The 21,489-nt window shown below is 67.9% G+C and carries 18 protein-coding genes and 1 tRNA gene; 13 read left to right on the top strand and 6 right to left on the bottom strand.

Annotated elements, in window-relative coordinates; translation table 11 throughout:
- Positions 1-200 precede the first annotated feature (200 nt).
- Genes GGR25_RS17745 through GGR25_RS17705 form a run of 9 tightly spaced genes read left to right on the top strand, consistent with a single transcriptional unit; the run spans position 201 to position 9,549 of the window.
- Complete coding sequence (locus tag GGR25_RS17745; RefSeq protein WP_183400146.1) at positions 201-569, top strand: hypothetical protein; 369 nt, start codon at positions 201-203, stop codon at positions 567-569.
- 30 nt (positions 570-599) lie between these two features.
- Positions 600-2,171 (top strand): phage tail sheath family protein, encoded by a 1,572-nt coding sequence (locus GGR25_RS17740; protein WP_183400145.1) that lies wholly within the window; start codon positions 600-602, stop codon positions 2,169-2,171.
- Between the two features lie 3 nt (positions 2,172-2,174).
- On the top strand, positions 2,175-2,702 hold the full coding sequence (locus GGR25_RS17735; protein ID WP_183400144.1) for a phage tail protein: 528 nt from the start codon (positions 2,175-2,177) through the stop codon (positions 2,700-2,702).
- On the top strand, positions 2,702-3,400 hold the full coding sequence (locus tag GGR25_RS17730) for a hypothetical protein (protein ID WP_183400143.1): 699 nt from the start codon (positions 2,702-2,704) through the stop codon (positions 3,398-3,400). The genes GGR25_RS17735 and GGR25_RS17730 overlap by 1 nt, the downstream gene beginning before the upstream one ends.
- Positions 3,397-4,188, top strand: a complete 792-nt coding sequence (locus tag GGR25_RS17725) for a hypothetical protein (RefSeq protein ID WP_183400142.1) — start codon at positions 3,397-3,399, stop codon at positions 4,186-4,188. Before GGR25_RS17730 ends, GGR25_RS17725 begins: the two co-directional genes overlap by 4 nt.
- 7 nt (positions 4,189-4,195) lie before the next feature.
- Complete coding sequence (locus GGR25_RS17720; RefSeq protein ID WP_183400141.1) at positions 4,196-5,428, top strand: Pvc16 family protein; 1,233 nt, start codon at positions 4,196-4,198, stop codon at positions 5,426-5,428.
- Positions 5,425-7,326 (top strand): ATP-binding protein, encoded by a 1,902-nt coding sequence (locus GGR25_RS17715; protein ID WP_183400140.1) that lies wholly within the window; start codon positions 5,425-5,427, stop codon positions 7,324-7,326. Before GGR25_RS17720 ends, GGR25_RS17715 begins: the two co-directional genes overlap by 4 nt.
- Positions 7,319-7,516 carry a hypothetical protein gene (locus GGR25_RS17710; RefSeq protein ID WP_183400139.1) on the top strand — a complete coding sequence of 66 codons (198 nt, stop codon included), beginning with the start codon at positions 7,319-7,321 and terminating at the stop codon, positions 7,514-7,516. The genes GGR25_RS17715 and GGR25_RS17710 overlap by 8 nt, the downstream gene beginning before the upstream one ends.
- On the top strand, positions 7,513-9,549 hold the full coding sequence (locus GGR25_RS17705) for an eCIS core domain-containing protein (protein ID WP_183400138.1): 2,037 nt from the start codon (positions 7,513-7,515) through the stop codon (positions 9,547-9,549). The genes GGR25_RS17710 and GGR25_RS17705 overlap by 4 nt, the downstream gene beginning before the upstream one ends.
- Positions 9,550-9,976: 427 nt before the next feature.
- Here the strand turns inward: GGR25_RS17705 and GGR25_RS17700 are convergent.
- Positions 9,977-10,053 (bottom strand) — tRNA-Arg (locus GGR25_RS17700).
- 146 nt (positions 10,054-10,199) lie between these two features.
- A complete protein-coding gene (locus tag GGR25_RS17695) occupies positions 10,200-11,021 on the bottom strand; it encodes a class I SAM-dependent methyltransferase (protein ID WP_183400137.1) in 822 nt (273 codons plus the stop codon).
- A gap of 274 nt (positions 11,022-11,295) precedes the next feature.
- Here GGR25_RS17695 and GGR25_RS17690 point away from each other — a divergent pair, with 274 nt between their 5' ends.
- The 4 genes from GGR25_RS17690 to GGR25_RS17675 all read left to right on the top strand — a co-directional run bounded on the left by GGR25_RS17690 (position 11,296) and on the right by GGR25_RS17675 (position 16,654).
- The gene (locus GGR25_RS17690; protein ID WP_183400136.1) at positions 11,296-12,159 is read left to right on the top strand and encodes an alpha/beta fold hydrolase; all 864 of its coding nucleotides are present in this window, start codon (positions 11,296-11,298) and stop codon (positions 12,157-12,159) included.
- Between the two features lie 20 nt (positions 12,160-12,179).
- Positions 12,180-14,606: a putative bifunctional diguanylate cyclase/phosphodiesterase gene (locus tag GGR25_RS17685; protein WP_183400135.1), complete on the top strand. Its 2,427-nt coding sequence runs from the start codon at positions 12,180-12,182 to the stop codon at positions 14,604-14,606.
- A 64-nt stretch (positions 14,607-14,670) separates the two neighbouring features.
- On the top strand, positions 14,671-16,113 hold the full coding sequence (locus GGR25_RS17680; protein WP_183400134.1) for a substrate-binding domain-containing protein: 1,443 nt from the start codon (positions 14,671-14,673) through the stop codon (positions 16,111-16,113).
- Positions 16,100-16,654: a MarR family transcriptional regulator gene (locus GGR25_RS17675; RefSeq protein WP_210299996.1), complete on the top strand. Its 555-nt coding sequence runs from the start codon at positions 16,100-16,102 to the stop codon at positions 16,652-16,654. Before GGR25_RS17680 ends, GGR25_RS17675 begins: the two co-directional genes overlap by 14 nt.
- 83 nt (positions 16,655-16,737) lie before the next feature.
- Here the strand turns inward: GGR25_RS17675 and GGR25_RS17670 are convergent, their stop codons facing one another.
- Genes GGR25_RS17670 through GGR25_RS17655 form a run of 4 tightly spaced genes read right to left on the bottom strand, consistent with a single transcriptional unit; the run spans position 16,738 to position 21,429 of the window.
- Entirely contained in the window at positions 16,738-17,874 is a 1,137-nt protein-coding gene (locus tag GGR25_RS17670) for a substrate-binding domain-containing protein (protein ID WP_183400133.1), read from the bottom strand.
- Positions 17,875-17,930: 56 nt separating this feature from the next.
- Positions 17,931-18,920, bottom strand: a complete 990-nt coding sequence (locus GGR25_RS17665) for an ABC transporter permease (protein WP_246409900.1) — start codon at positions 18,918-18,920, stop codon at positions 17,931-17,933.
- Entirely contained in the window at positions 18,917-19,900 is a 984-nt protein-coding gene (locus tag GGR25_RS17660; protein ID WP_183400132.1) for an ABC transporter permease, read from the bottom strand. Before GGR25_RS17660 ends, GGR25_RS17665 begins: the two co-directional genes overlap by 4 nt.
- The gene (locus tag GGR25_RS17655) at positions 19,897-21,429 is read right to left on the bottom strand and encodes a sugar ABC transporter ATP-binding protein (RefSeq protein ID WP_246409897.1); all 1,533 of its coding nucleotides are present in this window, start codon (positions 21,427-21,429) and stop codon (positions 19,897-19,899) included. The genes GGR25_RS17660 and GGR25_RS17655 overlap by 4 nt, the downstream gene beginning before the upstream one ends.
- Positions 21,430-21,489: the final 60 nt, after the last annotated feature.

Here is a 21,489-nt window from a genome sequence, read left to right as displayed (position 1 = left end):
GGCAAGCGACAAAGATCCGATATATTGCGTTCGACTTGAATTCGGTGCAAGTTCTCACGAAGCTGGATTCGTCGAAAAATCGGCGTCAATGCTTACTAGACGCTTGTCGAAATCGGCGCTAGCGTGTCGGCTCTGTTGCCTTGACAATTCGCTTGATAGCTTAATTGCGTTGATAAATGTGTATAAGGGAGGGCATCGGCGTGCCCAAGCCTATTGCATGGTCATTCAATGCTGGCTCGTCGGCGGCGAGTGTGGGTTCTACTGGCACCATAGATGTTGAAGCGGTGACAGGCGCATCAGTTGCCGTCGCCAAGGGCGCCCAGGTCGATTTGGCCTTGCAGCTCGAGCACATCGACAAGTTGAAGTTCGTCTACATTGCTGCCGACAACTATAGCGGCACGATCAAGATCAAGGCCGGTGCGGCCGAAGAGATCGGGCTCGAGGGGCCGGTGATCCTGTTCGGCGCCGCCATCGGGCTGTTGGGTCCGTCGTTTGCGACGCTCAGCGTGACCAATGGCGGTGCCGAGCCGGCCAATGTCGAAATCATGATTGGCGGCCAACTCTCGTAAAACTCTGGTTTTTCGGCAGGAGCAGCGACCATGGCAGTGCAGACGAGCTATCCCGGTGTATATGTGAATGAGGTGCAGAGCGGCGTTCGCACGGTGGCGGGGGTGTCGACCTCGGTGACCGGCATTGTCGGGCGGTTCCTGCGCGGGCCGGTAAACGAGCCGGTCAGTTGCTTCAGCTTCGGGGAGTTTTCCAGACGCTTCGGCGGGCTGGCGCTGAACACCCCGGCGGCCTATGCGGTCGACGATTTCTACGCCAATGGCGGCTCCGAAGCGCTGGTCGTCCGGCTGTTCAAGGCGGGCGCCGATGACGGCTTGGCTCGCCTGGTGCTGGGCGGGCTGAAACTGGTCGCCGCGAGCCCGGGCAACTGGGGCGGCAAGCTGCAGGCGCAGGTTACCTATCCCAATGAGGCGGCGGCCAAGGCCTATGTCTATCTCCACCCCGAGCTCGGCCTTGCGGTCGACGACCTGTTCGACCTCGCGGTGGTCGACCAGGGCACCAAGGCGCGCGAACAGTTCCGCAACCTGACGGTCAAGGATGCTGGCTCGCGCCGCGTCGATCGGGTGCTGAAGGCGGAGTCGAACCTGGTGCGCGTCGACCTCAAGGGCGATCTTACGCCCGATTTGCCGGGGGCGCGGCCGGCCGAAGGGGCGATCACCGATTTTCAAGGCGGCAATGACGGGGTGCCGCTGGCGCCGGCCGAGTACAAGGGCGACAAGGTTACCAGGACCGGCATCTATGCGCTGCTCAAGGCCGATATCTTCAACCTGCTGGTGATCCCGCCCGATACGCGGGATGGCGATATCGACCCCACCGTCTGGGAGGAGGCGGCAAGGTTCTGCAGCGAGCGCCGCGCCTTCCTGATCGTCGATCCCCCCGCCAAGTGGGACGCCAACCCGGACAACGCCATCCAGGTCACGGTGGATGCAGCCAGCAACACGCCGCCCTTGAGCCTGACCAATGGCGGCAATGCCGGGCTGTTCTTTCCTCGGCTGCAGCGGCGCGATCCGCTGCGCGGCGGGCAGATCGACTATTTCGTGCCGTGCGGGGCGATTGCCGGCATCATGGCGCGTACAGACGCAAATCGCGGGGTGTGGAAGGCGCCCGCCGGCATCGAGGCGACGATCTCGGGCGCCGACGGGCTGACCTTCAAGATGACCGACGACGAGAACGGCAAGCTTAACCCGCTGGGAGTGAACTGCCTCAGGAGCTTTCCCAATGTCGGCCGGGTGGTGTGGGGCGCCCGCACCATGCGCGGTTCCGACCAGCTGGCCGACGACTACAAGTATATCCCCGTGCGGCGGCTGGCGCTGTTCATCGAAGAGAGCCTGTTCCGCGGCACCAAGTGGGTGGTGTTCTCGCCCAATGACGAGCCGCTGTGGTCGCAGATCCGACTCAATGTCGGGGCCTTCATGCAGCGGCTGTTCAGGCAGGGGGCGTTCCAGGGCGCCAGCCCGAGGCAGGCCTATTTCGTCAAGTGCGACCGCGAGACCACGACGCAGGACGATGTCAACCGCGGCATCGTCAACATCGCGGTAGGCTTTGCGCCGCTGCTGCCGGCCGAATTCGTCGTCATCAATATCCAGCAGATCCGGGAGGCCTAGGCGATGGCGCAGTTTTCGACCAATCCCGAACGGTTCGACCCGTACAAGAACTTCAAGTTCCGCATCCGCAACGAAGACGGCAATTACCTGGCCGGGATCAGCAAGGTCAGCGCGCTGAAGCGTACCACCCAGGTGGTGAGCCACCGCGAAGGGGGCGATCCGTCGTCGTCGCGCAAATCGCCCGGCCAGACCGAGTATGAGGCGATCACGCTCGAGCGCGGGGTGACGCACGATATCGAGTTCGAGCAGTGGGCCAACAAGGTGTGGAACTACGGCTCGGGGCTGGGCGCGGAGTCCTCGCTCAAGGATTTCCGGCGCAACCTGATCCTCGAGCTCTACAACGAAGCGGGGCAGATCGTGCTGGCCTACAAGCTCTACCGCTGCTGGCCCTCCGAGTATCAATCGCTGCCCGAGCTCGATGCGAGCGCCAACGCCATCGCGATCCAGATGCTGAAGCTCGAAAACGAGGGTTGGGAGCGCGATTACGACGTGGCCGAGCCGACCGAGCCCAGCTACGTCGAGCCGATCTAATGCGTGCGCTGGCCGCCGCGGACCTCGTCGAACTGGCCGAGGCTGGGCAGGGGCGCGGACCATCGTTCCTGGCACTCGGCATTCTCGGCCGGGCCGACCCCGGCATCGACGCGGCGGCGCTGACGCTGGGGCAGCGCGATGCCATGCTGCTAGCGGTGCGGGCGCAACTGTGCGGGCCGCACCTCGACTTCGTTTCCGAATGTCCGGCCTGCGGCACGATGCTCGAAATGACGCTGCGGGCCGAAGAGATCGGGCTCGACCTCGCGGCGCAGCCGGCACCGCAGACACGGCAGATCCGCGCCGGCGGTGTAGTCATCGCGGTGGCGCCGCTGACGGCGGGAGCGCTTGCCGCAGCCGAACAGCTCGATGATCCCGACAGTGCCCGGCGGCTGCTGCTGAAGGCCGCGGCGCCCGATGCGCCGGAGGAGGAAACGGCGCTGGCAGCGGTGGAAGCGGCGGTCGAGGCGATGGACCCCGGCGTTGATACGGGGCTCGACTGGTCCTGCCCCACCTGTGCGGCGCGCTGGTCGGAGGCGGTCGATGTGGCGGCGCTGCTGGCCAGCGAAATCACCGTCCGTTCACGCGCCGTGCTCGCCGATGTGGCGGTGCTGGCGCGGGCTTTTCACTGGCCGGAGCGCGATATCCTGGCGCTGCCGGCCGAGCGGCGGCGGTTCTATCTCGATGCGGTGCAGCCATGAGCGGCGTCGTCTCCCGCCTCACCAACCGCATTTTTGGCCTCGCGCCGGTGGCGCGCTTGCGGCTGCCGACCCGGTTCGAGCTGTCGGGCGCCGCCTTCGCAACTGGCGCCGAGCCGGCCGAGATGGCCGCCGAGGCGCCGGCCGTGCTGGCGCCGCAGCCTTGGGTCAGTCAGGTGATCGAGCGCTGGACGGTGCCGGCCCAGCCGCTGCAGCACCCCGAGGCCGGCAAGCCGAAGCAGACGGTGGCGCCAAAGGATGAGCCACGGACAGCGGCCCCGTCCGTGCCGGCGCTGGCGCCACGGCAGGCGACGGAGCGTGACGCGCCGCCTGCGGCCCCGCAACCGGCCGGCGCCCGCGCCCCTCGCGCGGACGCCGTGCCGCGCGCCGCGCCGCCCTTGGCCGGGCCGCAGTCGGTCGCCGCTCAACCGCCGCAGCCACCTGCTGCCGCGGTTGTCGCTGATACGGGCGCCGCGCCGCGCCCGACGCCTTCACGGCTGCCCGGCCTCCCGGCGCTGCCGGAGTTGAGCAGGTCGCGCCGCGAGGCGCCCATCACCGCGCCCGCCGCGGCGGCGCCGGCGCTGCCACCCGTCCGCCCGGCCGTGCCGGTGCAACCGGTGCCGCAAGCGCCCGCACCCCTCGCTGCCGCGCCGGCGGCCGCGCCGCTCGAAATCATCATCGGCCGCATCGATGTGCGGGCGCCGGCCCCCAGGGCCCCGGCGACCCCCGGCGTTTCGGCCGGGCTGCAGCGCGTCCCGAGTCTGGCCGCCTATCTGCGGACGAGGCGCTGAGGCGGCAATGGGCAACACGCTGTCAATTGCCGCCGTCACGGCCTCCATGCAGTTGATGATCCAGGAGGTGGCCGGAGGCGCGACCGTCAAGGTCGGCCGGCCGGGCAATGAAAACGATGCCGATGCCGGGCCGGTGGTGAATGTCTTCCTGTTTCAGGCCACGCCCAATGCTGCCCGGCGCAACGCGCATAACCCTACCCGCAGCAGCAATGGCCAGCAGGTCGCTAATTCGCTGGTGGCGTTCGACCTGCACTACCTCATTTCGTTCATCGGGCGGCCCGACCTCTATCAGCCTGAACTGCTGCTCGGTTCGGTGTCGCGGGGGTTCGAGCATCGCAGCGCCATTTCGCGGCGCACCATCGAAAAGGTGAAGCAGGACAATGCCGGGCTCGTCGATGCCGACCTCGAGAACGAGCCTGAGCCGGTGCGCATTCATCCGGCCGCGATGAGCTTTGAGGAAATGTCCAAGCTCTGGTCGGTGCTGTTCCAGACGCCCTACATTCTGTCGCTAGCCTATACCTGTTCGCCGGTGCTGATCGAGACCAGCACGCCCTTGAGCTCGGGGCCGCCGGTCACCAGCGTCAACAATGCGGTGTTCGTACTCGGCGGGCCGGTGGTGCTGGGGGTCGAGGCGGCGACGGGCGCCACGGCGCCGGTGCTGTGGGGTAGTACGCTCGTGGTGCGCGGCCATTCGCTCGATCGGCATGGCATGAAGGTGAGGATCGGCGGGCGCGACGCGGATCTGGGCACGGCGCGGATAAGCGCTGATCGTATCGAGCTGCAACTCGTCGCCGCGACCTTTGGTGGCGAGCAGCTCGTCGCCGGGCCGTTGGTGCTCGAAACCGTACTGCCGGCGCCGGCCGGCGCGCCCAGTCACCTCGAGCGGATCAGCGACCGAGCGACGTTCCTGCTCAGGCCCGGGATCAAGCTTGCCGCCAGCGCCAACGCAGGCAGCAAGCTGACGGTAGTCGTCTCGCCCGGTGTCGGGCGTGGTCAGACACCGCGACTGGTGCTCAACGGTCAGAGCGCTGCCGCCGCAGCCAGCGTTCAAATCACTCCAGATCCCTTTGATTCCAACTTTCCGGTCGCCAGCCTGAAGTTCCCGCTCGAGGGTGTGCCCAAGGGCAGCTATTACGCGCAGTTGCTGGTCCAGGGTACAGCCAGCGCGCCTCATGTGGAAACGGATCCGACGAGCCCGGCCTTCGGCCACATCGTCGGCCCGATGCTGGAGGTGAAATGAGCGCCCCGGCCCTCGGCGATGCCCTCGCCCAGCTCAAGGCGCGTATCGCCGGAGCGTCGCCGCCTGCTGCCGGACCGACCGCCCTGCCCGAGCGGCTGGCGCGGCTCGCCGAAGCGGTCGGGCTTGGCCGCTTCGAGTGCGAGGTGCTGCTACTCGCTGCCCTGCCGGCGCTGGAGCCGGATGGGGCTGCCGTGCTCGCCGCGGCGCAGGGCGACGCCCGGTTGCGGTTGCCCAGTATCGCCCTCGCGCTTACAAGCCTTGCCGAGGCGAACTGGCAGGCCTTCGCGCCCGAGGCGCCGCTGCGGCGCCTGGCACTGATCGGCCTCACCGACGAGAGCATTGCCAGCCTCGCCGGCATCGCGCTGCCCGAGCGGGTGCTGCACCACCTGGTGGGACTCGACGGCATCGACGCTGAGTTGCTGGCGGTTTCGACGCCGCTCGAGCCGCGCTTCGAACTCGGCGGCTCGCATCATGAGCTGATGCGCCGGTTCGGTGCGCAACTGTCGACCGACAGCAAAGGGTTGGCGCCGGTCCTGGAACTTGTGGGGGCGGACAGGAGCGCGGCGCTGGCGATTGCCGCGGCCGGGGCGCGGGCGGCCGGACGCCGCGCCTATCTCGTGGTCGCCGAAGCCCTGCCGGCCGCCGCCGGAGAGCGGGCGCGGCTGGCCCAGCTATGGTCTCGAGAAAGCGTGCTGGCAGGGGCGCTGCCGGTGCTCGACTTCTGTGACATGACGGCGCCGGGCGAGGTGCGAAGCGCACTACGCTTCGCGGCGGCGATTGCGGGGCCGCTGGCGCTGATCGCGGCTGAGCCGCTGGCGGTGCCGGGGCGCAACAGTCTGCGGCTAGTCGTGCCGCGCTCGACCATAGCCGACCAGCGGGCGCTGTGGGCGGCGGCGGGGGCCGACGCGGCGGATGTCGACCGGCTGGTGGGCACGTTCACGGCGTCGCCTGAGATCATCGCCGACGTCACGACCAATATCGGCGCCGACCTCGCGCCGGGGGCGGGCAGCGCGCCGACGCCACTGGCCGACCGGCTCTGGGCGGAAACCCGCGTCCGGCTCCGCCCCCGGCTCGACGAGCTGGCGCAGCGCATCGACGTGCGTAGCCAGTGGAGCGACCTGATCCTGCCGCAGCAGCAGTTCGAGATGCTCAAGGCCATCGCGGCGCAGGTGCGCCAGCGCCGCCAGGTGCACCATAACTGGGGCTTTGGCGGCAGCAATGGCCGGGGGCTCGGTATCACGGCGCTGTTCTCGGGCCCCAGCGGCACCGGCAAGACGCTCGCCGCCGAAGTGATCGGCGGGGCGCTGCAGCTCGATGTCTACCGGGTCGACCTGTCAGCGGCGGTCAGCAAGTGGATCGGCGAGACCGAAAAGAACCTCCGCCGGCTGTTCGACGCGGCCGAGGACAGCTGCGCCATCCTGCTATTCGACGAGGCGGACCAGCTGTTCGCCAAGCGCACCGAGATCAAGGACAGCCACGATCGCTACGCCAATCTCGAGGTGAGCTACCTGCTGCAGCGGATGGAGAGCTATCGCGGCCTCGCCATCCTCACCACCAACCTCCGCTCCAATATCGACAACGCGTTCCTGCGCCGCATCCGCTTCCTCGTCGATTTTCCGTTGCCCGAGGCGGCCGAACGGCAGCGGATCTGGCGGCTCGCCTTCCCTTCCGGAGCGCCGCTCGACGGCATCGAGGTGGAGCGGCTGGCCCAGCTGACGGTGGCCGGTGGCAGTATCAAGAACATCGCGTTGAACGCCGCCTTCATCGCCGCCGACGAAGGCTCGCCGATCCGCATGGGGCACCTGCAGCGCGCCGCGCGGGCCGAATATTACAAGCTCAGCAAGCCGTTGACCGAAGGCGAGCTGCGCGGCTGGAGCAAGGAGGCACCGCATGGTTGAGGCGCGCCGGGTCCAGATCCAGAGCATCCGGCTCGAAGGCCTGTCGCCGGCCGAGCGGGTCGCGGCGCTCGCCGACATCCGCCGCGCCGTGGCGGAAGCCGTTACAGCCGCCCCGACGACGTCCTCCGCGGCGCTTGGCAAATCCATTTCCCAGGCGCTGCAGCAGCTGGCCAAAGGGGGCGGCAAATGAACCACGCCCCGCTGCGCAGCAAGGTGCGGAGCCCGGAACTGGCGCAGGGCGCACGGGCCGCACCCAGGCCGGCGAGCCAGCTGGCCGACGAGACCGCGCCCCCGACGCCGAAGTTTGGCGGCTCGCTCGCCGGCCTGCCGGCGACGCCGCCGACCGGAGGCAGCGGCGGGCTCGAGCCGGGTCTGAGGGGCGATATGGAGCGCTCGTTCGGCGCCGATTTCTGCGCGGTGCGGCTGCACAGCGATGCGGCGGCGGCGCGCACCGCCGGGCAATACGCGGCCAAGGCGGTGACGGTCGGCGACAACGTCTATTTCGGTGGTGGCCGGTACGCGCCGCAGAGTGGTGAGGGCCGGCGGCTCATCGCGCATGAACTGGCCCATGTGGTGCAGCAGCGGCGCGGCGGGGCAGCCGCGCCACGCTCCGACGGCATGGGCGATCTCGAGCGCGATGCCGGGCGCGCCGCCGATGGGGCGATGGGTGGAGGCAGGGCGATGGTCCGGCTCGGCTCAGCCACGGGGCTGGCCGCCGAGCCCGAGGAGCCCTGGTACAAACGCGCCATCGACAAGGCCAAGGATGTAGGCTCGAGCGTCAAGGACAAGGCGACGAGCTTCGTCCAAGAGGTTGCCAAGAATCCGAATGTACTGATCGACCACGCCGAGAAGCTGCAGCCGGCCGTGCTGCTGGCTGAGGCGACGCAAAAGCTTGCCGATAAGGCCGAAGGCAAGCCGGTGCTGGGCGGGCTGACAAGGAACATCGCCAACATCGCCAAGGCAAACGCCAATCTGGTGACCAAGCCGGCGAAGGCGTTCGGCGAGAAGCTGGTCAGCAAGGACAAGGATGGCTGGCAAGTCCATCCGCTCGACGCCACCAAGGCCTGGAAAGCCGGCGTCGATTCCGGTTTCAAGGGCGTGCACGACGCGACCTTCAAGGCGGTCGACGATTTCGAGGATGTCGAGCCGGCCAAGCCGATGGTCGACGAGAAGGCGCACCCGACGCTGGCGACGCTGGAGCGTGGCAGCCTCGCGGTCTCCAACAACACGTCGAAATACTCGCGTCAGTTCGTCGGCGGCGTCGCCAAGGCGGCCTTCGGCATGGTCGAAGGCATCGGCAAGATGGCGGTGCATCCGTTCGATACGGTCAAGGGGCTCGGACAGCTGCCGGGGCCGAGCCTGGTCAACCCGCTCAAGTTCATCGGCACCTTCGTCCAGCTGGAGGAGGACCTTTACGACGCGACCTTCCCCGACCTTGAGAAGGAGGCCCGCAAGCAGGTCAGCGAGGGCGGCCAACCGTCCGGCAAGCCGGCCGAGCGAATGTCGCACGGCCAGGCACTGCGCAAGTTCGGCGGTGCCTTGCTGCCGGACCAGGAGCGCGATCGTAGGCAGACCGCCGGTCTCGCCAAGGCGCTGGGCGAAAACTACATCGAAGCCTGGAAAGCAAAGCGCTATGCCGAGCTGCCGGGGCTGGCGGTGGTCGATATCGGCAGCTTCTTCGTCGGCGGAGGGGCGGCCGGCGCCGCCGGCAAGGGCGGCAAGGTGGCCGAGGTGGCTTCCGCGACAACAAAGATAGGCGAGCTCGCCAAGACCGGGGAAGTGGCGGGGTCGCTGGCCAAGGCCGAGGAACTGGCCAGCGCCGGCGGGAAGGTCGCCGATGTCGCCAAGGGCACGGAGGCTGCCAAGACCGCCGAGGCGGCCAAGGCCGGCGATGTCGCCGACGCCACCAAGGTGGCCGATGCGCACCCACCGTCGGCGGAGGCGCCGAAGCCGGCAGTAGAGGCGCCGAAGCCCGCAGCAGAGACGCCTAAGCCCGTCGAGCCTGCACCCGAGGCGGTGAAGGCCGAGCCCCCAAGCAAGCTCGAGGTCGATCCACTGGAGCATGCCGAAGGCCGGCTGTGCTGGCCGATCCTTTCCGATGGACAAGCTCGACGATCTGGTTGCGAGCCATCTGGAGGAGCGCCTGCTTCAGCCGAAGCGCCTCGAAACCATCCTCGGCAGTCTCCTCGACCGCCGCGAGGAGCGCGCCGAGCGCCGCCGTGAGCATCTTGCGGAACTCAACCGGCGAATCACGGAAACCGACCAGAGGCTCAACCGGCTCTACGATGCCATCGAAGCCGGGTTGGCGGATTTGAACGATGCGGTGCTGAAGGAGCGCATGGCCGGTCTCAAGGCGATTCGCGATCAGGTCCAGGCCGATGCCGAGCGCATTCAGATGACGCTCGACAGTTCAGGCAATCAATCGGTCACGGTGGACATGATTGGCGCCTTCGCCAGCGAGGCCCGCAAGGGACTGCGGCTCGAAGGGGGCGGCTATCGGCGGGATCACCTGCGCGCCTTTGCTCAGCGCGTCGAGGTGGCGGACACCGAAGTCAGCATCATGGGATCGAAATCGGAGCTACTACGAACGCTCGTGGCCGCTTCGGGAGGGAGATCGGCTGCATTCGGCGTTCATAGTTCTGTTCTGAAATGGCGCACCCGAAGGGATTCGAACCCCTGGCCTCTGCCTTCGGAGGGCAGCGCTCTATCCAGCTGAGCTACGGGTGCATTGCCGGGCGGCCATCGGGCCGCGCGATTTCATAGCGGATGGCAGCCGCCGCTTCAATGGCGAAGGTGGGTCGATCCCCTCCCCTTCCATCCACCGCCCGCCATCCTTGGCGGCGCGGCGGCGTTCGGGGCACGGCGCCTTGGTGTCAGGCCTTGGCCCAGGCGCCGACGAAGCGGGGATAGATGAAGCAGGTGTCGGTGGCGAGCGCGTCGGCGCGCAGACGCTCGGAAAGCGTGTCGATATCGATCTCCTCGGCGGTGGCGATGCCGAGCTTCTGGAGAGCGGGCGACATGGAGCGGATCGTCTCGGCGATATAGTCATACGCGCTCGAATTGGGGCCCGCCTCGATCTTGCACACGCCGTGCAGGCTCGGATCGAGCCCGGCCGCGCGAAAGGTGCCGTATAGCTTCGACGCCATGTCGGGCTCCATCCCAGCCTGCCGGTAGAGCGTCGTGATCCAGCCGAGGCAGCGGTCGAACAGCGCCATGGGCGGCACGGCCGCGGACGAGGAGATATCCATTTCGATGAAGGCGAGAAGGCCGCCGGGGACGACGGCGGTCTTCAGCGCCGAGAGGATCGCGGACGCCTGCGGCAGATGCATCAGGATGAAGCGACCGATCACGGCGTCGTAACTGCCGTCTCCGACGACGGCCTCGATCTCCGAGTCGCGGAACTCGATCTGGGTCAGACCGGCGGTGGCGGCGCGCCGGCGCGCCGTCGCGAGAGCCTCCTGTGCGCGGTCTATCCCGACGACTGCGCCTTCCGGGCCGACCAGGCCAGCTGCCGCGAGCGACACGTCGCCGACGCCGCAGCCGACGTCGAGCACCCGCATGCCGGGTCGGAGCCCGGCCATGTCCAGAATCGCCTCGGTGGCCGCGCCGAAGATCGCCGCCTGCTGTTCCAGCCGCGTCAGCTCCTCGTCCGAGTGGCCGAGAACATAACGCGCCGCACCGTCTTCCAACTTCATGTCAGGCTCGCTTGATGGAATTCACACGCGCGGAATTCGCTTCCGCACCAATTCATGGTCGAAAATGAAAGAATGGACAGCTCAATCTCGCCGCATCCTCTCGCCATCCGCCGCAGGGGCGGAGTGGAATTGTTGGGGCCTTAAGTGTTTGGTAGCCAGCCCTTCCTATTATTCCAAAGTAGTGCGCGACAACGACAACATCCGGCAACCAAAGGTTTCATCACGACTGTCGTGACGGACGACGTGCTGGCGGAGCGGGGCGGTGGGAATCGGGATGGGAACCAAACAGACGATCCATACGAGTCGTGCCGATATCGCCGTTCGCACCAGCGCCGGAACCGGTTTGCCACTGATCTTGCTGCACGGCAATTCGAGTTGCAAGGAGGTGTTCACGCGCCAGATGGAAGGGAGCGTCGGTGAGGCCTACAACCTTGTCGCGATCGACCTGCCCGGCCATGGCGCCTCCTCCGACGCGTTCGATCCGGCCGCCACCTATTCGATTTCAGGCTATGCCGAGACCGTTCTCGAGGTGATCGCCGCGCTCGGCATCAAGCGGGCCGCCATCTATGGCTGGTCGCTAGGCGGACATGTCGCGATCGACCTCATCCCGCGCTTTGCCGGCCTCGCGGGCGTCATGATCACCGGGACGCCGCCGATCCGTCCGACGCTCGAATCGTTCCAGGCCGGCTTCAAGCCCGAGCCCGTTGCCGCTCTTTTCGGCCAGGAGACGCTGAGCGAGGCCGAGATGGATGCATTCGCGCGCGCCGTCTATGGCAGCGCCGACTCCGCTGCATTCCGAGCTGCGCTTGCGCGGACCGATGGCCGGGCGCGCCGGATGATGATCGAGAACATCTTCAACGGACAGACCGCGGACCAGAGGCAGATCGTCGAGACGAGCGACATTCCCGTCGCCATTATCGATGGAGCGCATGACCCCTTCGTCAATCTCGACTATGTCGCGGGCCTCAGCATTCCCAGCCTCTGGGAGAGCCATTGCTTCATCCTGCGCGGCGCGGCCCATGCGCCCTTCCTGACGCACGCCGACCGGTTCGATCCGATCCTCGCGCGCTTCGCAGCCGATGTCGCCAAGCGCACGGCCCGGCGTCGGCGCGCGCCCAAGGGCGCAGCAGCCGCCTGATCCAGGGAGTGATGCCCTCGATGGGTCGCCAGTCGCCGCCAGACGAAACGGACACGCTGCGCCCGCCGCCGGAGCGCGCGCGAGCGCCTGTCTCGCCCAAGGCTCCACCCTCGACGCAGGGCCCGGAGAAGCATGCCGGCGCGCGCGCCGATGGCGAGATTCCGCTCGACATCTACGGCTCGCTGGTCGACGCGCTGTTCGAGGTCCAGACGTCGCTTTTCGTCGGCTCGGCCGCCGCCTCCATCGCGGCGATCGTCACCGCCTGGAAAGCCCAGAGCCTCTTGCTGTTCGGCTTCGGCATCGTCATCGCGCTGGTCGCCTATCTGCGCGCGCTCGACATGCGCGCCTATCGCCGCATCCGCCCCTCCTTCCAGACAGCCGACCAGTTTCGGTACTGGGAGCGGCGCTATGTCGTGGGCGCCGCGATCTATGTCGCCCTGCTCGGCGGCTGGTGCCTTGTCGCCTTCGTTGTCTCGGACGATCCGTTCGTGCGGCTGTTCTCGTTCTCGGTCGTGCTCGCCTACATGATCGGCACGTCGGGCCGGAACTTCGCCAGCCGCTCGCTCGTCATGTCGCAGATCCTCGGCGCCGGCATCCCGCTGACGGCGGCGCTGTTCTATGTCGGCGGCCTGCATTACGTCATGTTCGGCATCGTCGTGATGCCGTTCTTCCTGGGCCTGAAGCTGATCTCCGAGCGGCTGCGCGGTACCCTGCTTTCGGCCGTGATCTCCGAGCGCGAGGTGCGCGACCTCGCCGATCATTTCGACACCGCGCTCAACAACATGCCGCATGGCCTGTGCATGTTCGACGAGCGCAAGCGCGTGCGCGTCGCCAATCGCCGCCTGTCCGCGCTGCTCGAACTTCCCGCCGACATGGAGCTGACCGGCCGCAACGCGCATGAATTGCTGCGCGATTCCGCGGTGCTGCGCCAGGCGCGCGATCTCGATATCGCCGAGTTCATCCAGGAATTCGAGCATCGGCTGTCGGGCGCCAGCGTCGAGTTCTATTCCGAGATCGAGGGCGAGCGTTCGCTGTCCTTCACGACGGAGCCCATGGCCAATGGCGGATCCGTCGTGGTCGTCGAGGACATCACCGAGCGCCGCAATGCCGAGCAGCGCATCCGCCAGCTGGCGCGGTTCGATGCGCTCACGGGACTGCCGAACCGCAACGTGTTCCACGAGGAATTGCAGGACGCGCTGGTCGATGCGGAACGGGGCCAGTCGATGTCGGTGCTGTTCATCGATCTCGACCAGTTCAAGCAGGTCAACGACACGCTCGGGCACCCGACCGGCGATCTCCTGCTGTGCGCCGTGGCCGATCGCCTGCGCAGCGCGCTGTCGGCGGACGAGCGGGTGGCACGCTTCGGCGGCGACGAATTCGCGGTGCTGCAGCTCAAGAGCGGCCAGAATGCCGGTCCGGCGGAACTCGCCGAGCGGATCGTGCAGTCGATCTCGCGGCCCTACCACATCCAGAACCACACGGTGATCATCGGGGCGAGCATCGGCATCGCGACGTCGCCGGACGACGGTACCGACGCCGACGTGTTGCTCAAGAATGCCGACCTCGCGCTCTACCACGCCAAGGGAACGGGACCGCAGCGCTGGCGCTTCTTCGAGCCGGCCATGGACATCGCCGTCCAGGCACGGCGCGCGCTGGAGCTTGATCTGCGCGAAGCACTCGAGAAGGACGGGTTCGAGCTCTATTATCAGCCTCTGCTCAACATCCGCTCGATGAAGATCGTCGGCTGCGAAGCGCTGCTGCGCTGGAACCATCCCCAGCGCGGCATGATCCCGCCGGCCGAGTTCATCCCCGTCGCGGAGGAGATGGGGCTGATCGTCGAGATCGGCGACTGGGTCCTGAACCGTGCCTGCGCCGAATGCCGGAAATGGCCGGAGGATGTCCGCGTCTCGGTCAACCTCTCCTCCGTGCAGTTCAAGCGCAGCGACGTGGCCTCGACCGTCGCGGCGGCGCTGCGTAGCAGCGGCCTGGCACCGCAGCGGCTGGAACTGGAGATCACCGAGTCGGTGCTGCTGCAGGACATGGACCAGGCCCGCCGCACGCTGCAGCAGCTCCGCGATATCGGCGTGCGCATCGCGCTCGACGATTTCGGCACCGGCTATTCGGGGCTTTCCTATCTGCACGCCTTCCCGCTCGACACGGTCAAGATCGACCGCTCTTTCGTCAACGAGATCGATACGCAGAGCCGCTCGCTCATCCTGCTGCGCGGCGTCGCCGAACTCAGTAAGGCGCTCGGCATGAAGGTCACCGTCGAAGGCATCGAGACGGCCGAGCAGCTCGACATCGTCGCCGCCGAGACGGCGGTCGACGAGGTGCAGGGCTTCCTGTTCTCCGTCCCCCTGCCCGCGCGTGCCATCCGCGAGCTCATCGTCTCGGCCCGACCGGCGGCCGGCGCGCCCGCCGCCATGCAGGGCACGACCCGGCACTAAAGATCCCCTCCCCGCTTGAGAATTGCCGGCCCTTCCCGTCCTATTGGGCACGGGAGGAGCAGCAATGAACGATGGGTTGCGGGACGAGGTGGAGCCGACTGCGCCCGCCGAGGGCAGCCGCCGCGGCCGGTCGGTCGCAATCGAGCTGATTGGCCTGCTCGCGGCGCATGAAGGCGCGCTTCGCACCGGGGAGGCTGCGCGGCTTCTGGCGGTCGCGCGCTCCTCGCTCAACCGCATCGCTCACGTGCTCGCTGACCACGGGCTCGTCGATCTCTCGAGGCGCGGCTTGATCGCCCTCGGTCCAGTCGCAGCCAGGCTCGGCCAGCGGCGCGAGACGATGCTGCGGCACGAGGACGAGCACCGCCTGGCGCCCCGGCGCAAACGGCTGTCGCGCGCCCCCGGCGCCAGCTATGTGCTCACCCGCAATCCCGATTGCACGCGCATTCCCGACACCGCCCGCTTCCGCCGCACGCCGAAATTCCGCCTCGGCTTCTCCAACGCCTCGATCGACCATCCCTGGCGCACGGCCCTCGTCCACAGCGTCGAATATGGCGCGGTGCGCCATGACGCGCTCGTCTCCTCGCTGTCGGTGCGCCATGCCGGGCTCGATGCTGAACGGCAAATCCTCGACATCGAGGCGCTGCTCCGCGACGGCGTCGACGGCCTCGTACTGAGCGCGCACGATTCGCAAACGCTGGTCGAAGTGATCACGGAAGCGGAGCGTCGCGGCGTGCCGACCGTGATCGTTGACCGCGGCCAGCCGGAAATCCTGCCGCATGCCAGCTTCGTCACCTGCGACGATCGCACCATCGGCGAGATCACCGCCCGCTGGCTCTGCGAACGCCTGCGTGGCCGCGGCTCGGTCCTGCTGCTGCCCGGCCTCTTTGGCGCCGATCCGGCCCATCGCCGGCTGGAGGGCGCAAGCGCGGTCTTCGCCCGCCATCCCGGCATCCGGGTCCTCGATATCTGCTGGACAGGGTGGCAGCAGCAGCAAGGACGCGAGATCGTGGCGGCACGTCTCGCCGCGGGCGAGGAGACCATCGACGGCGTGTGGTGCGATTCAGGGCTGCAGGCGGTCGGATCGCTCAAGGCCTTCGTGGCCGCCGGCCGGTCCGGCGCGATCCCGCCCCATACCGGCGGCGATCTCAACCTCGCCTACAAGCTGGCGATCCGCCATGGCGTGGCGCAGGCCGCCGTCGACTATCCACCGGCCATGGGATTGCGCGCCGTCGAAGTTCTCATCGACGTGCTGCGGGGCCGCGCCGTGCCGCGCCGCATCGACGTTCCAACCGAAATCGTCGTCACGCGCGGCCACGCGACGCGCTCGGTCAAGCCGGACCTTTGGTCCGATGAGCATGTGCGCTGGGATCTGCCGGATGATCTGATCCTGGCGAGCGGCCTCGGTCCGGCCTATGACCCGCGCTCCTTCCGCGTGCACTACAAGGGCAACCGCTATAATCGCTCGGCGGCCGGCAGCGGCGGGAGGCCAGCCGATGCCGGCACGTGACGAGACGGCGGGCGTCGCGGCCGTGGCGCGGATGCTGGCCCGCCTCGCCGAGGAGAGGCCGCAGACCGTCGCGGAGCTGGCGAGCGCGCTCGGCCTCAGCCGCTCCACGGCTTTCGCTGTCGCGGCGGAACTGGATGCGGCCGGGCTGGTCGAACGTGACGCCGGCGGCGTTCTCGCTCCGGGACCGGCAGCGGCGCGCCTCGCGCTCGCCCGTTTCGGCTTCGGCGCGATGGCGGAAGCATCCGAATCCCTCGTTTCGGCGCTCCGCGACGATACCGATGCATCCGTTGCGCTGCTCCTCTCCGATGGCGAGAACACCGTCATCGCGGCGCAGCGCCGCGCGCCCTGGGATCAGGAGGGCGGGCGGACGCCGAGACAGATCACGGCCGACATCGGCCGATCGGCGAGCGGCCACATGGCGACGCTGCGCCTCTCGCTCCGGCCGAACGCCAGCGAGACGGAGGTCCGCTCGGCCAGCGCTTGCCTCGACCGCGTCGCGGCGGCCCTCGCCGCCTCGCTCGGTGGCGCAAGCCACGACTGAGGCGCGCAGACAAGACGCCGCCAAAGAAAAGGGGCGCCTCGCGGCGCCCCAGTCTTTGCCCCACTCTCTTGTTCGGGAGAGAGCTACTTCTTGCCGCCCCACTTCTCGGGATAGCCGGGCATGTCCTCGCAGCCGCACATCGCGTAGTGCAGCGGCGGCATCTTCTCGTCGACATACTTGTCGAGCGTCTCTTGCGTGATCACCGGCTGCGGCAGCTTCCAGGTCGGGCCGATCACCGGCTCGCCCTTGAGGATCTTGACCGCCGCGATGACGGGCGAGCGCCACTGATAGGTCGGATAGGTCGGCCCGAAGGCGGTCAGGCCTTCCTTCTTCCACTTCACCAGGAAGTCTTCCTGGTCCTCGCCGGTGATGATCGGATAGGGCTGGCCGGCATCCTCGAACGCCTCGATGGCGGCGACGGCCGTGGCGCCGGCATCCATCCAGATCGCGTCGATCTTGCCGAAGCGGTTGATATAGTCCTCGACAATGGCCTTGGTCTTGGCGTTGTCACCATCGGTGAACTCGGCGCCGACCACCTCGATGCCCTTCTCCTTGAAGATACGGTTCGCCGCCGACCAGCGCGTTTCGAGCACGTCGACGCCGGGCAGGATCCGGAGCGCCAGCACCTTGCCGCCCTTGGGCAGCTTCTCGGCGATGAAGTTCGCCGTCTGGATGCCCCAGCCATAGCCGCCGATCGGATTGACGAAGGTCACCGGGCACTCCGTGAGCACGCCGCGGTCGAAGACCACGACGGGCAGCGCCTTGCAGGCGGCCTCGACGGCCGGCGTCAGCGCGGCGGTCGTGTTGGGCGACACGATCAGGATGTCGCACTTGCCCGAGGAGACGAAGGCGTTGATGTCGGAGATCTGCTTGTCGTCCTTGCCCTCGGCATCGGCGTGGGTGAAGGAGGCGATGTCGCCCTTCAACATGTCGACCTGGGCCTGCATGTCTGTCCAGCCGACGACACGCCAGGGATTGTTCACGCCGGCGTTCGAGAAGCAGATGTGATACGGGCCGGGCTTCTTGTACTTGGCGGTATCGACCTCCTTGCCGCCCAGATGCTGCTCCCACGGCTTGCCGGCCGGACCCTCGGGCTTCATCTCGAGCAGTTGCTTCGCGGCGTCGAATTCCTTCGGATCGTCGAAATTCTGGGCCGACGCCACCCCGGCGAAGGCCAAGGTCGCCGCGGCTGCGACGACACCGAGCAGAAGTCTTCTCATGGTCTTCCTCCCATAAACCGCCGCTTTCCGCGGCCTTGAGGACCTCGCGGTCCGGTTCATCCGGCACGGCGCCGGCGCCAGGCGCCGGATGCGACGGCCGAAATCAGAATGACGCCCTGCGCCGTGTCTTTGAGCGGCTGCGGCAGCCCGAGGAGATTGAGCAGGGTGAACAAGGCAAACAACGTGAGCGCGCCGGCCACGGCGCCGATGACGCTGCCGCGACCGCCCATCAGCTGGACGCCGCCGATCACGCAGGCGGCGATCGCCTGCAGTTCGAGGCCCGAGCCGACATCGACAGAGACGCCGCCGAAGCCGCCGAGCAGGATGCCGCCGGTGACGGCAGCGAGCGCCGAGATCACGAAGGCGGCGATACGGGTCGCCTCGACGCGAACACCGGACAGGGCGGCGGCACGCGGATTGTCGCCGATCGCGAAGACGCGCTTGCCGAAGACGGTCTTCTGGAGGCCCCACCAGGCGGCGAGAGCCACCACGACGAGCACCACCACCGCGACCGGAAACGAGCCGACGAGCGGCACGTCGCGAAAGGTGAAGCGGCCGAAAAACCGAAAATTGTCAGGGAGATAGCCGCGCGGCGATCCGCCGGACCACATCATCGCGACGCCGTTCAGCGACAAGAGCATGCCGAGCGTCGCGATGATCGACGGCACGCGCAGCACCGTGACCACCAGCCCGTTGACGAGCCCGACGCCGAGGCCGATCGCATAGAGGACAAGGATGGCCCAGGCTGTATTGCCGGGGTCGTTGTCCGTCAGCATCGAGCCGCCGATCACGGTGAGCGTGACCAGCGCGCCCATCGACAAGTCGAATCCACCCGCAACCAGCACGAAGATCTGTCCGCAGGCCAGAACAGCGAGCGGCGTTGCCCGGCGCAGGAAGTTCGTGATGCCGGCCGGCTCGAGATAATTCGGCTGCAGGATCGCGATGCCTGCATAGAGGATCACGAACACGATGACGGCGATGTTGATCTTCCTGAAGAGGCTCATGCCGCCGTTCCACTTCGGTTCACCCGCCGCTGCCACGCTCATGCCACCGGCCCCTTGTTGCGGATCGCATAGGCGGCGACGGCGAGGATGACGATCGCCCCGCGCATGACCTGCTTCGGGAAGGCCGGAACACCCAGCATGTTGAAGACCGCATCGAGCGTCGCGAACAGGAGCACGCCGGCGAGCGTGCCCCAGACGCCGCCGCGCCCGCCCGAGAGCAGCGTGCCGCCGATGACGACAACCGCAATGGATTCAAGATCATAGACTCCGTCGCGGCCGACCCAGGGCGCGCCGGAACGCAGCCGCGAGGCGAGATAGAGCCCGGTCAGGCCGGCCATCAGGCTGCAGATGACATGGGCGAGGATGGTGATGCGGTCGGTACGGATTCCGGCGAGACGGGCGCCATCCATATTGCCGCCGGTCGCATAGAGATGCGCGCCGAAGCGGGTCGAGCGGAGCAGGAGCGCGCCGATGATCGCCAAGGCGAGCAGGGCGAGGACCGACCAGGGAATGATGCCGATCGTGCCATAGGCGAGGCCCTGGAAGGCTTCGGGGACGGAACCCGCGAAATTGTTGAAGCTCGCCGAGAGCAGGCCCTGCAGGATCAGCCCGACGCCGAGCGTGGCGATCAGCGGATTGACGCCCAGTTTCGCCACCACGCCGCCATTGACGAAACCGACGGCCGCCGAAACGACGAGGACGAGCAGCACGGCCGGCGCGATCATCGCGGGGTCGCCCTGCATGACGAAGGAGGCGAGCACCGCCGAGACGGAGATGAGGTTCGCGACCGAGAGGTCGATCGAGCCGGCGAGGATGACGAAGGTCTGGCCGAGGGCGACGATGCCGAGCCCGACCATGCGCTGCGCGAGACCGACCAGGCCGCTCGCGCCGAGCTGGTTGAGCTGGCCCGTATAGAGCGCCGCGCCGACATAGAGCACGGCCGAGGCGAGAAAGAGCAGCAGCGGCACCGGCAGGCTGCGCCGGGTCCGGCGGGAAGCGGGAAGCGTGTCGGCGAGCGTCATGCCAGGGCTCCTTCGCGAGCGACATCGAGCGGCGCCGGCCGGTGGCCGACGGCGAGCGCCATGACGCCTTCCTCCCCGACCTCCGGAGAGCATTCGCCGGCGATGCGGCCCTGATGCATGACGAGGATGCGATCGGAGACGCCGATCACTTCGGGCAGGTCGGACGAGACCATGACGACGCCGCGTCCGCGCGCGGCGACATCGCGCATCAGCTGGTAGATCGCCGCCTTGGCCGCGACATCGATGCCGCGCGTCGGCTCGCAGAAGACGAGGAGCCGGGGATCGCGCGCCAGCCAGCGGCCGAGGATCACCTTCTGCTGGTTGCCGCCGGAGAGCGCGCCGATCGCCTGGCCGAAATGGGCGGCGCGCACATCGAGGCGACGCATCATCGTGTCCGCCTCGCCATCGGCGAGGGTGCCCGCGCGCGAACCGCGGACCGGGGAAGCGAAGGCGCGGCGCACCAGAAGGAGATTGTCGCGCAGCGATTGCTGCAGCAGGCAGCCTTCGCGCTTCCGATCATCAGAGAGAAAGCCGATGCCGGCTTCGATTCCGGCGCGGGGATGGCGGAGGTCGATCGGCGCGCCGAGAAAGCGCACCGTACCGCGGGTGAAGGGCTGGTCGCCGAAGATCGCGCGGGCGAGCGCCGCCTTGCCGGAGCCTTCGAGCCCGGCAATGCCGACGATCTCGCCGGCGCGGACGGAAAGGTCGATATCGGCCAGCTCCGCATTGCCGCCGCCCGCGATCTCGAGCAGCACGTCGCCCGGCGGCGTATCCGGCCGGGCGGGGTAATAGTCGGACAGTTCGCGCCCCACCATCAGCCGCACGATCCGGTCCGTCGGCATGGCGCCGATCGGCGCGGTTTCGACCTTGCGCCCATCCTTCATGATGGTGACACGGTCGGCGATCGCGGCGATCTCGGGCATGCGGTGCGAGACATAGACGATCGCGACGCCCTCGGAGCGGAGCCGCGCGACCAGATCGAGCAGGCGCTTCGCATTGGTGTCATCGAGCGCGGCGGTCGGCTCGTCCATGACCAGGATGCGCGCATCGAGCGCCAGCGCCTTGGCGATCTCGACGGTCTGCTGTTCGGCGATGGCCAGATCCCCCGCGCGGGCGTCGGCGCTGATCGGCGAGCCGAGCCGGCCGAGCAGGCGCCGCGCGCCCTCCATCATGGCTTTGCGATCCAGCCTGCCGCCCCGCGTCGGCTCGAGGCCGAGATAAATGTTCTCCGCCACCGTGCGATGCGGCAGCAGGCTCAGTTCCTGATGGATGATGCTGATGCCGGCCCGGCGCGCCTCGACGGGATGGGAGAACGCGGCCGGCTTCCCCTCGATCAGGATCGAGCCGGCATCGGGCTGGTAGATGCCGCCGAGCACCTTGATCAGCGTCGACTTGCCGGCGCCGTTCTCGCCGCAAATGGCATGCACCTCGCCATGCGCGCAATCGAAGCTGACGGCTTCGAGCGCCCTGACGCCGGGAAATGACTTGGTGATATCGCGCATTTCGAGCGCGATGGCATCTATGGACAAGGTGGGGGCTCCATAGGAATCGCGAACTGCGGCGGCCCGGCGGGATGCGGCCGGGCCGGT

This window comes from Kaistia hirudinis (genome assembly GCF_014196455.1).
In the GTDB taxonomy this organism is placed as follows: Bacteria; Pseudomonadota; Alphaproteobacteria; order Rhizobiales; family Kaistiaceae; genus Kaistia; species Kaistia hirudinis.
Note: the sequence above shows the minus strand (reverse complement) of the source record. Positions and strands in the feature narration are given on the sequence as shown.

Excerpts from the sequence above, each read along its gene's own strand:
- GGR25_RS17740 (WP_183400145.1), top strand. The coding sequence starts at position 600 with ATGGCAGTGCAGACGAGCTATCCCGGTGTATATGTGAATGAGGTGCAG.
- GGR25_RS17735 (WP_183400144.1), top strand. The coding sequence starts at position 2,175 with ATGGCGCAGTTTTCGACCAATCCCGAACGGTTCGACCCGTACAAGAAC.
- GGR25_RS17730 (WP_183400143.1), top strand. The coding sequence starts at position 2,702 with ATGCGTGCGCTGGCCGCCGCGGACCTCGTCGAACTGGCCGAGGCTGGG.
- GGR25_RS17725 (WP_183400142.1), top strand. The coding sequence starts at position 3,397 with ATGAGCGGCGTCGTCTCCCGCCTCACCAACCGCATTTTTGGCCTCGCG.
- GGR25_RS17720 (WP_183400141.1), top strand. The coding sequence starts at position 4,196 with ATGGGCAACACGCTGTCAATTGCCGCCGTCACGGCCTCCATGCAGTTG.
- GGR25_RS17715 (WP_183400140.1), top strand. The coding sequence starts at position 5,425 with ATGAGCGCCCCGGCCCTCGGCGATGCCCTCGCCCAGCTCAAGGCGCGT.
- GGR25_RS17710 (WP_183400139.1), top strand. The coding sequence starts at position 7,319 with ATGGTTGAGGCGCGCCGGGTCCAGATCCAGAGCATCCGGCTCGAAGGC.
- GGR25_RS17705 (WP_183400138.1), top strand. The coding sequence starts at position 7,513 with ATGAACCACGCCCCGCTGCGCAGCAAGGTGCGGAGCCCGGAACTGGCG.
- GGR25_RS17695 (WP_183400137.1), bottom strand. The coding sequence starts at position 11,021 with ATGAAGTTGGAAGACGGTGCGGCGCGTTATGTTCTCGGCCACTCGGAC.
- GGR25_RS17690 (WP_183400136.1), top strand. The coding sequence starts at position 11,296 with ATGGGAACCAAACAGACGATCCATACGAGTCGTGCCGATATCGCCGTT.
- GGR25_RS17685 (WP_183400135.1), top strand. The coding sequence starts at position 12,180 with ATGGGTCGCCAGTCGCCGCCAGACGAAACGGACACGCTGCGCCCGCCG.
- GGR25_RS17680 (WP_183400134.1), top strand. The coding sequence starts at position 14,671 with ATGAACGATGGGTTGCGGGACGAGGTGGAGCCGACTGCGCCCGCCGAG.
- GGR25_RS17675 (WP_210299996.1), top strand. The coding sequence starts at position 16,100 with ATGCCGGCACGTGACGAGACGGCGGGCGTCGCGGCCGTGGCGCGGATG.
- GGR25_RS17670 (WP_183400133.1), bottom strand. The coding sequence starts at position 17,874 with ATGAGAAGACTTCTGCTCGGTGTCGTCGCAGCCGCGGCGACCTTGGCC.
- GGR25_RS17665 (WP_246409900.1), bottom strand. The coding sequence starts at position 18,920 with ATGAGCGTGGCAGCGGCGGGTGAACCGAAGTGGAACGGCGGCATGAGC.
- GGR25_RS17660 (WP_183400132.1), bottom strand. The coding sequence starts at position 19,900 with ATGACGCTCGCCGACACGCTTCCCGCTTCCCGCCGGACCCGGCGCAGC.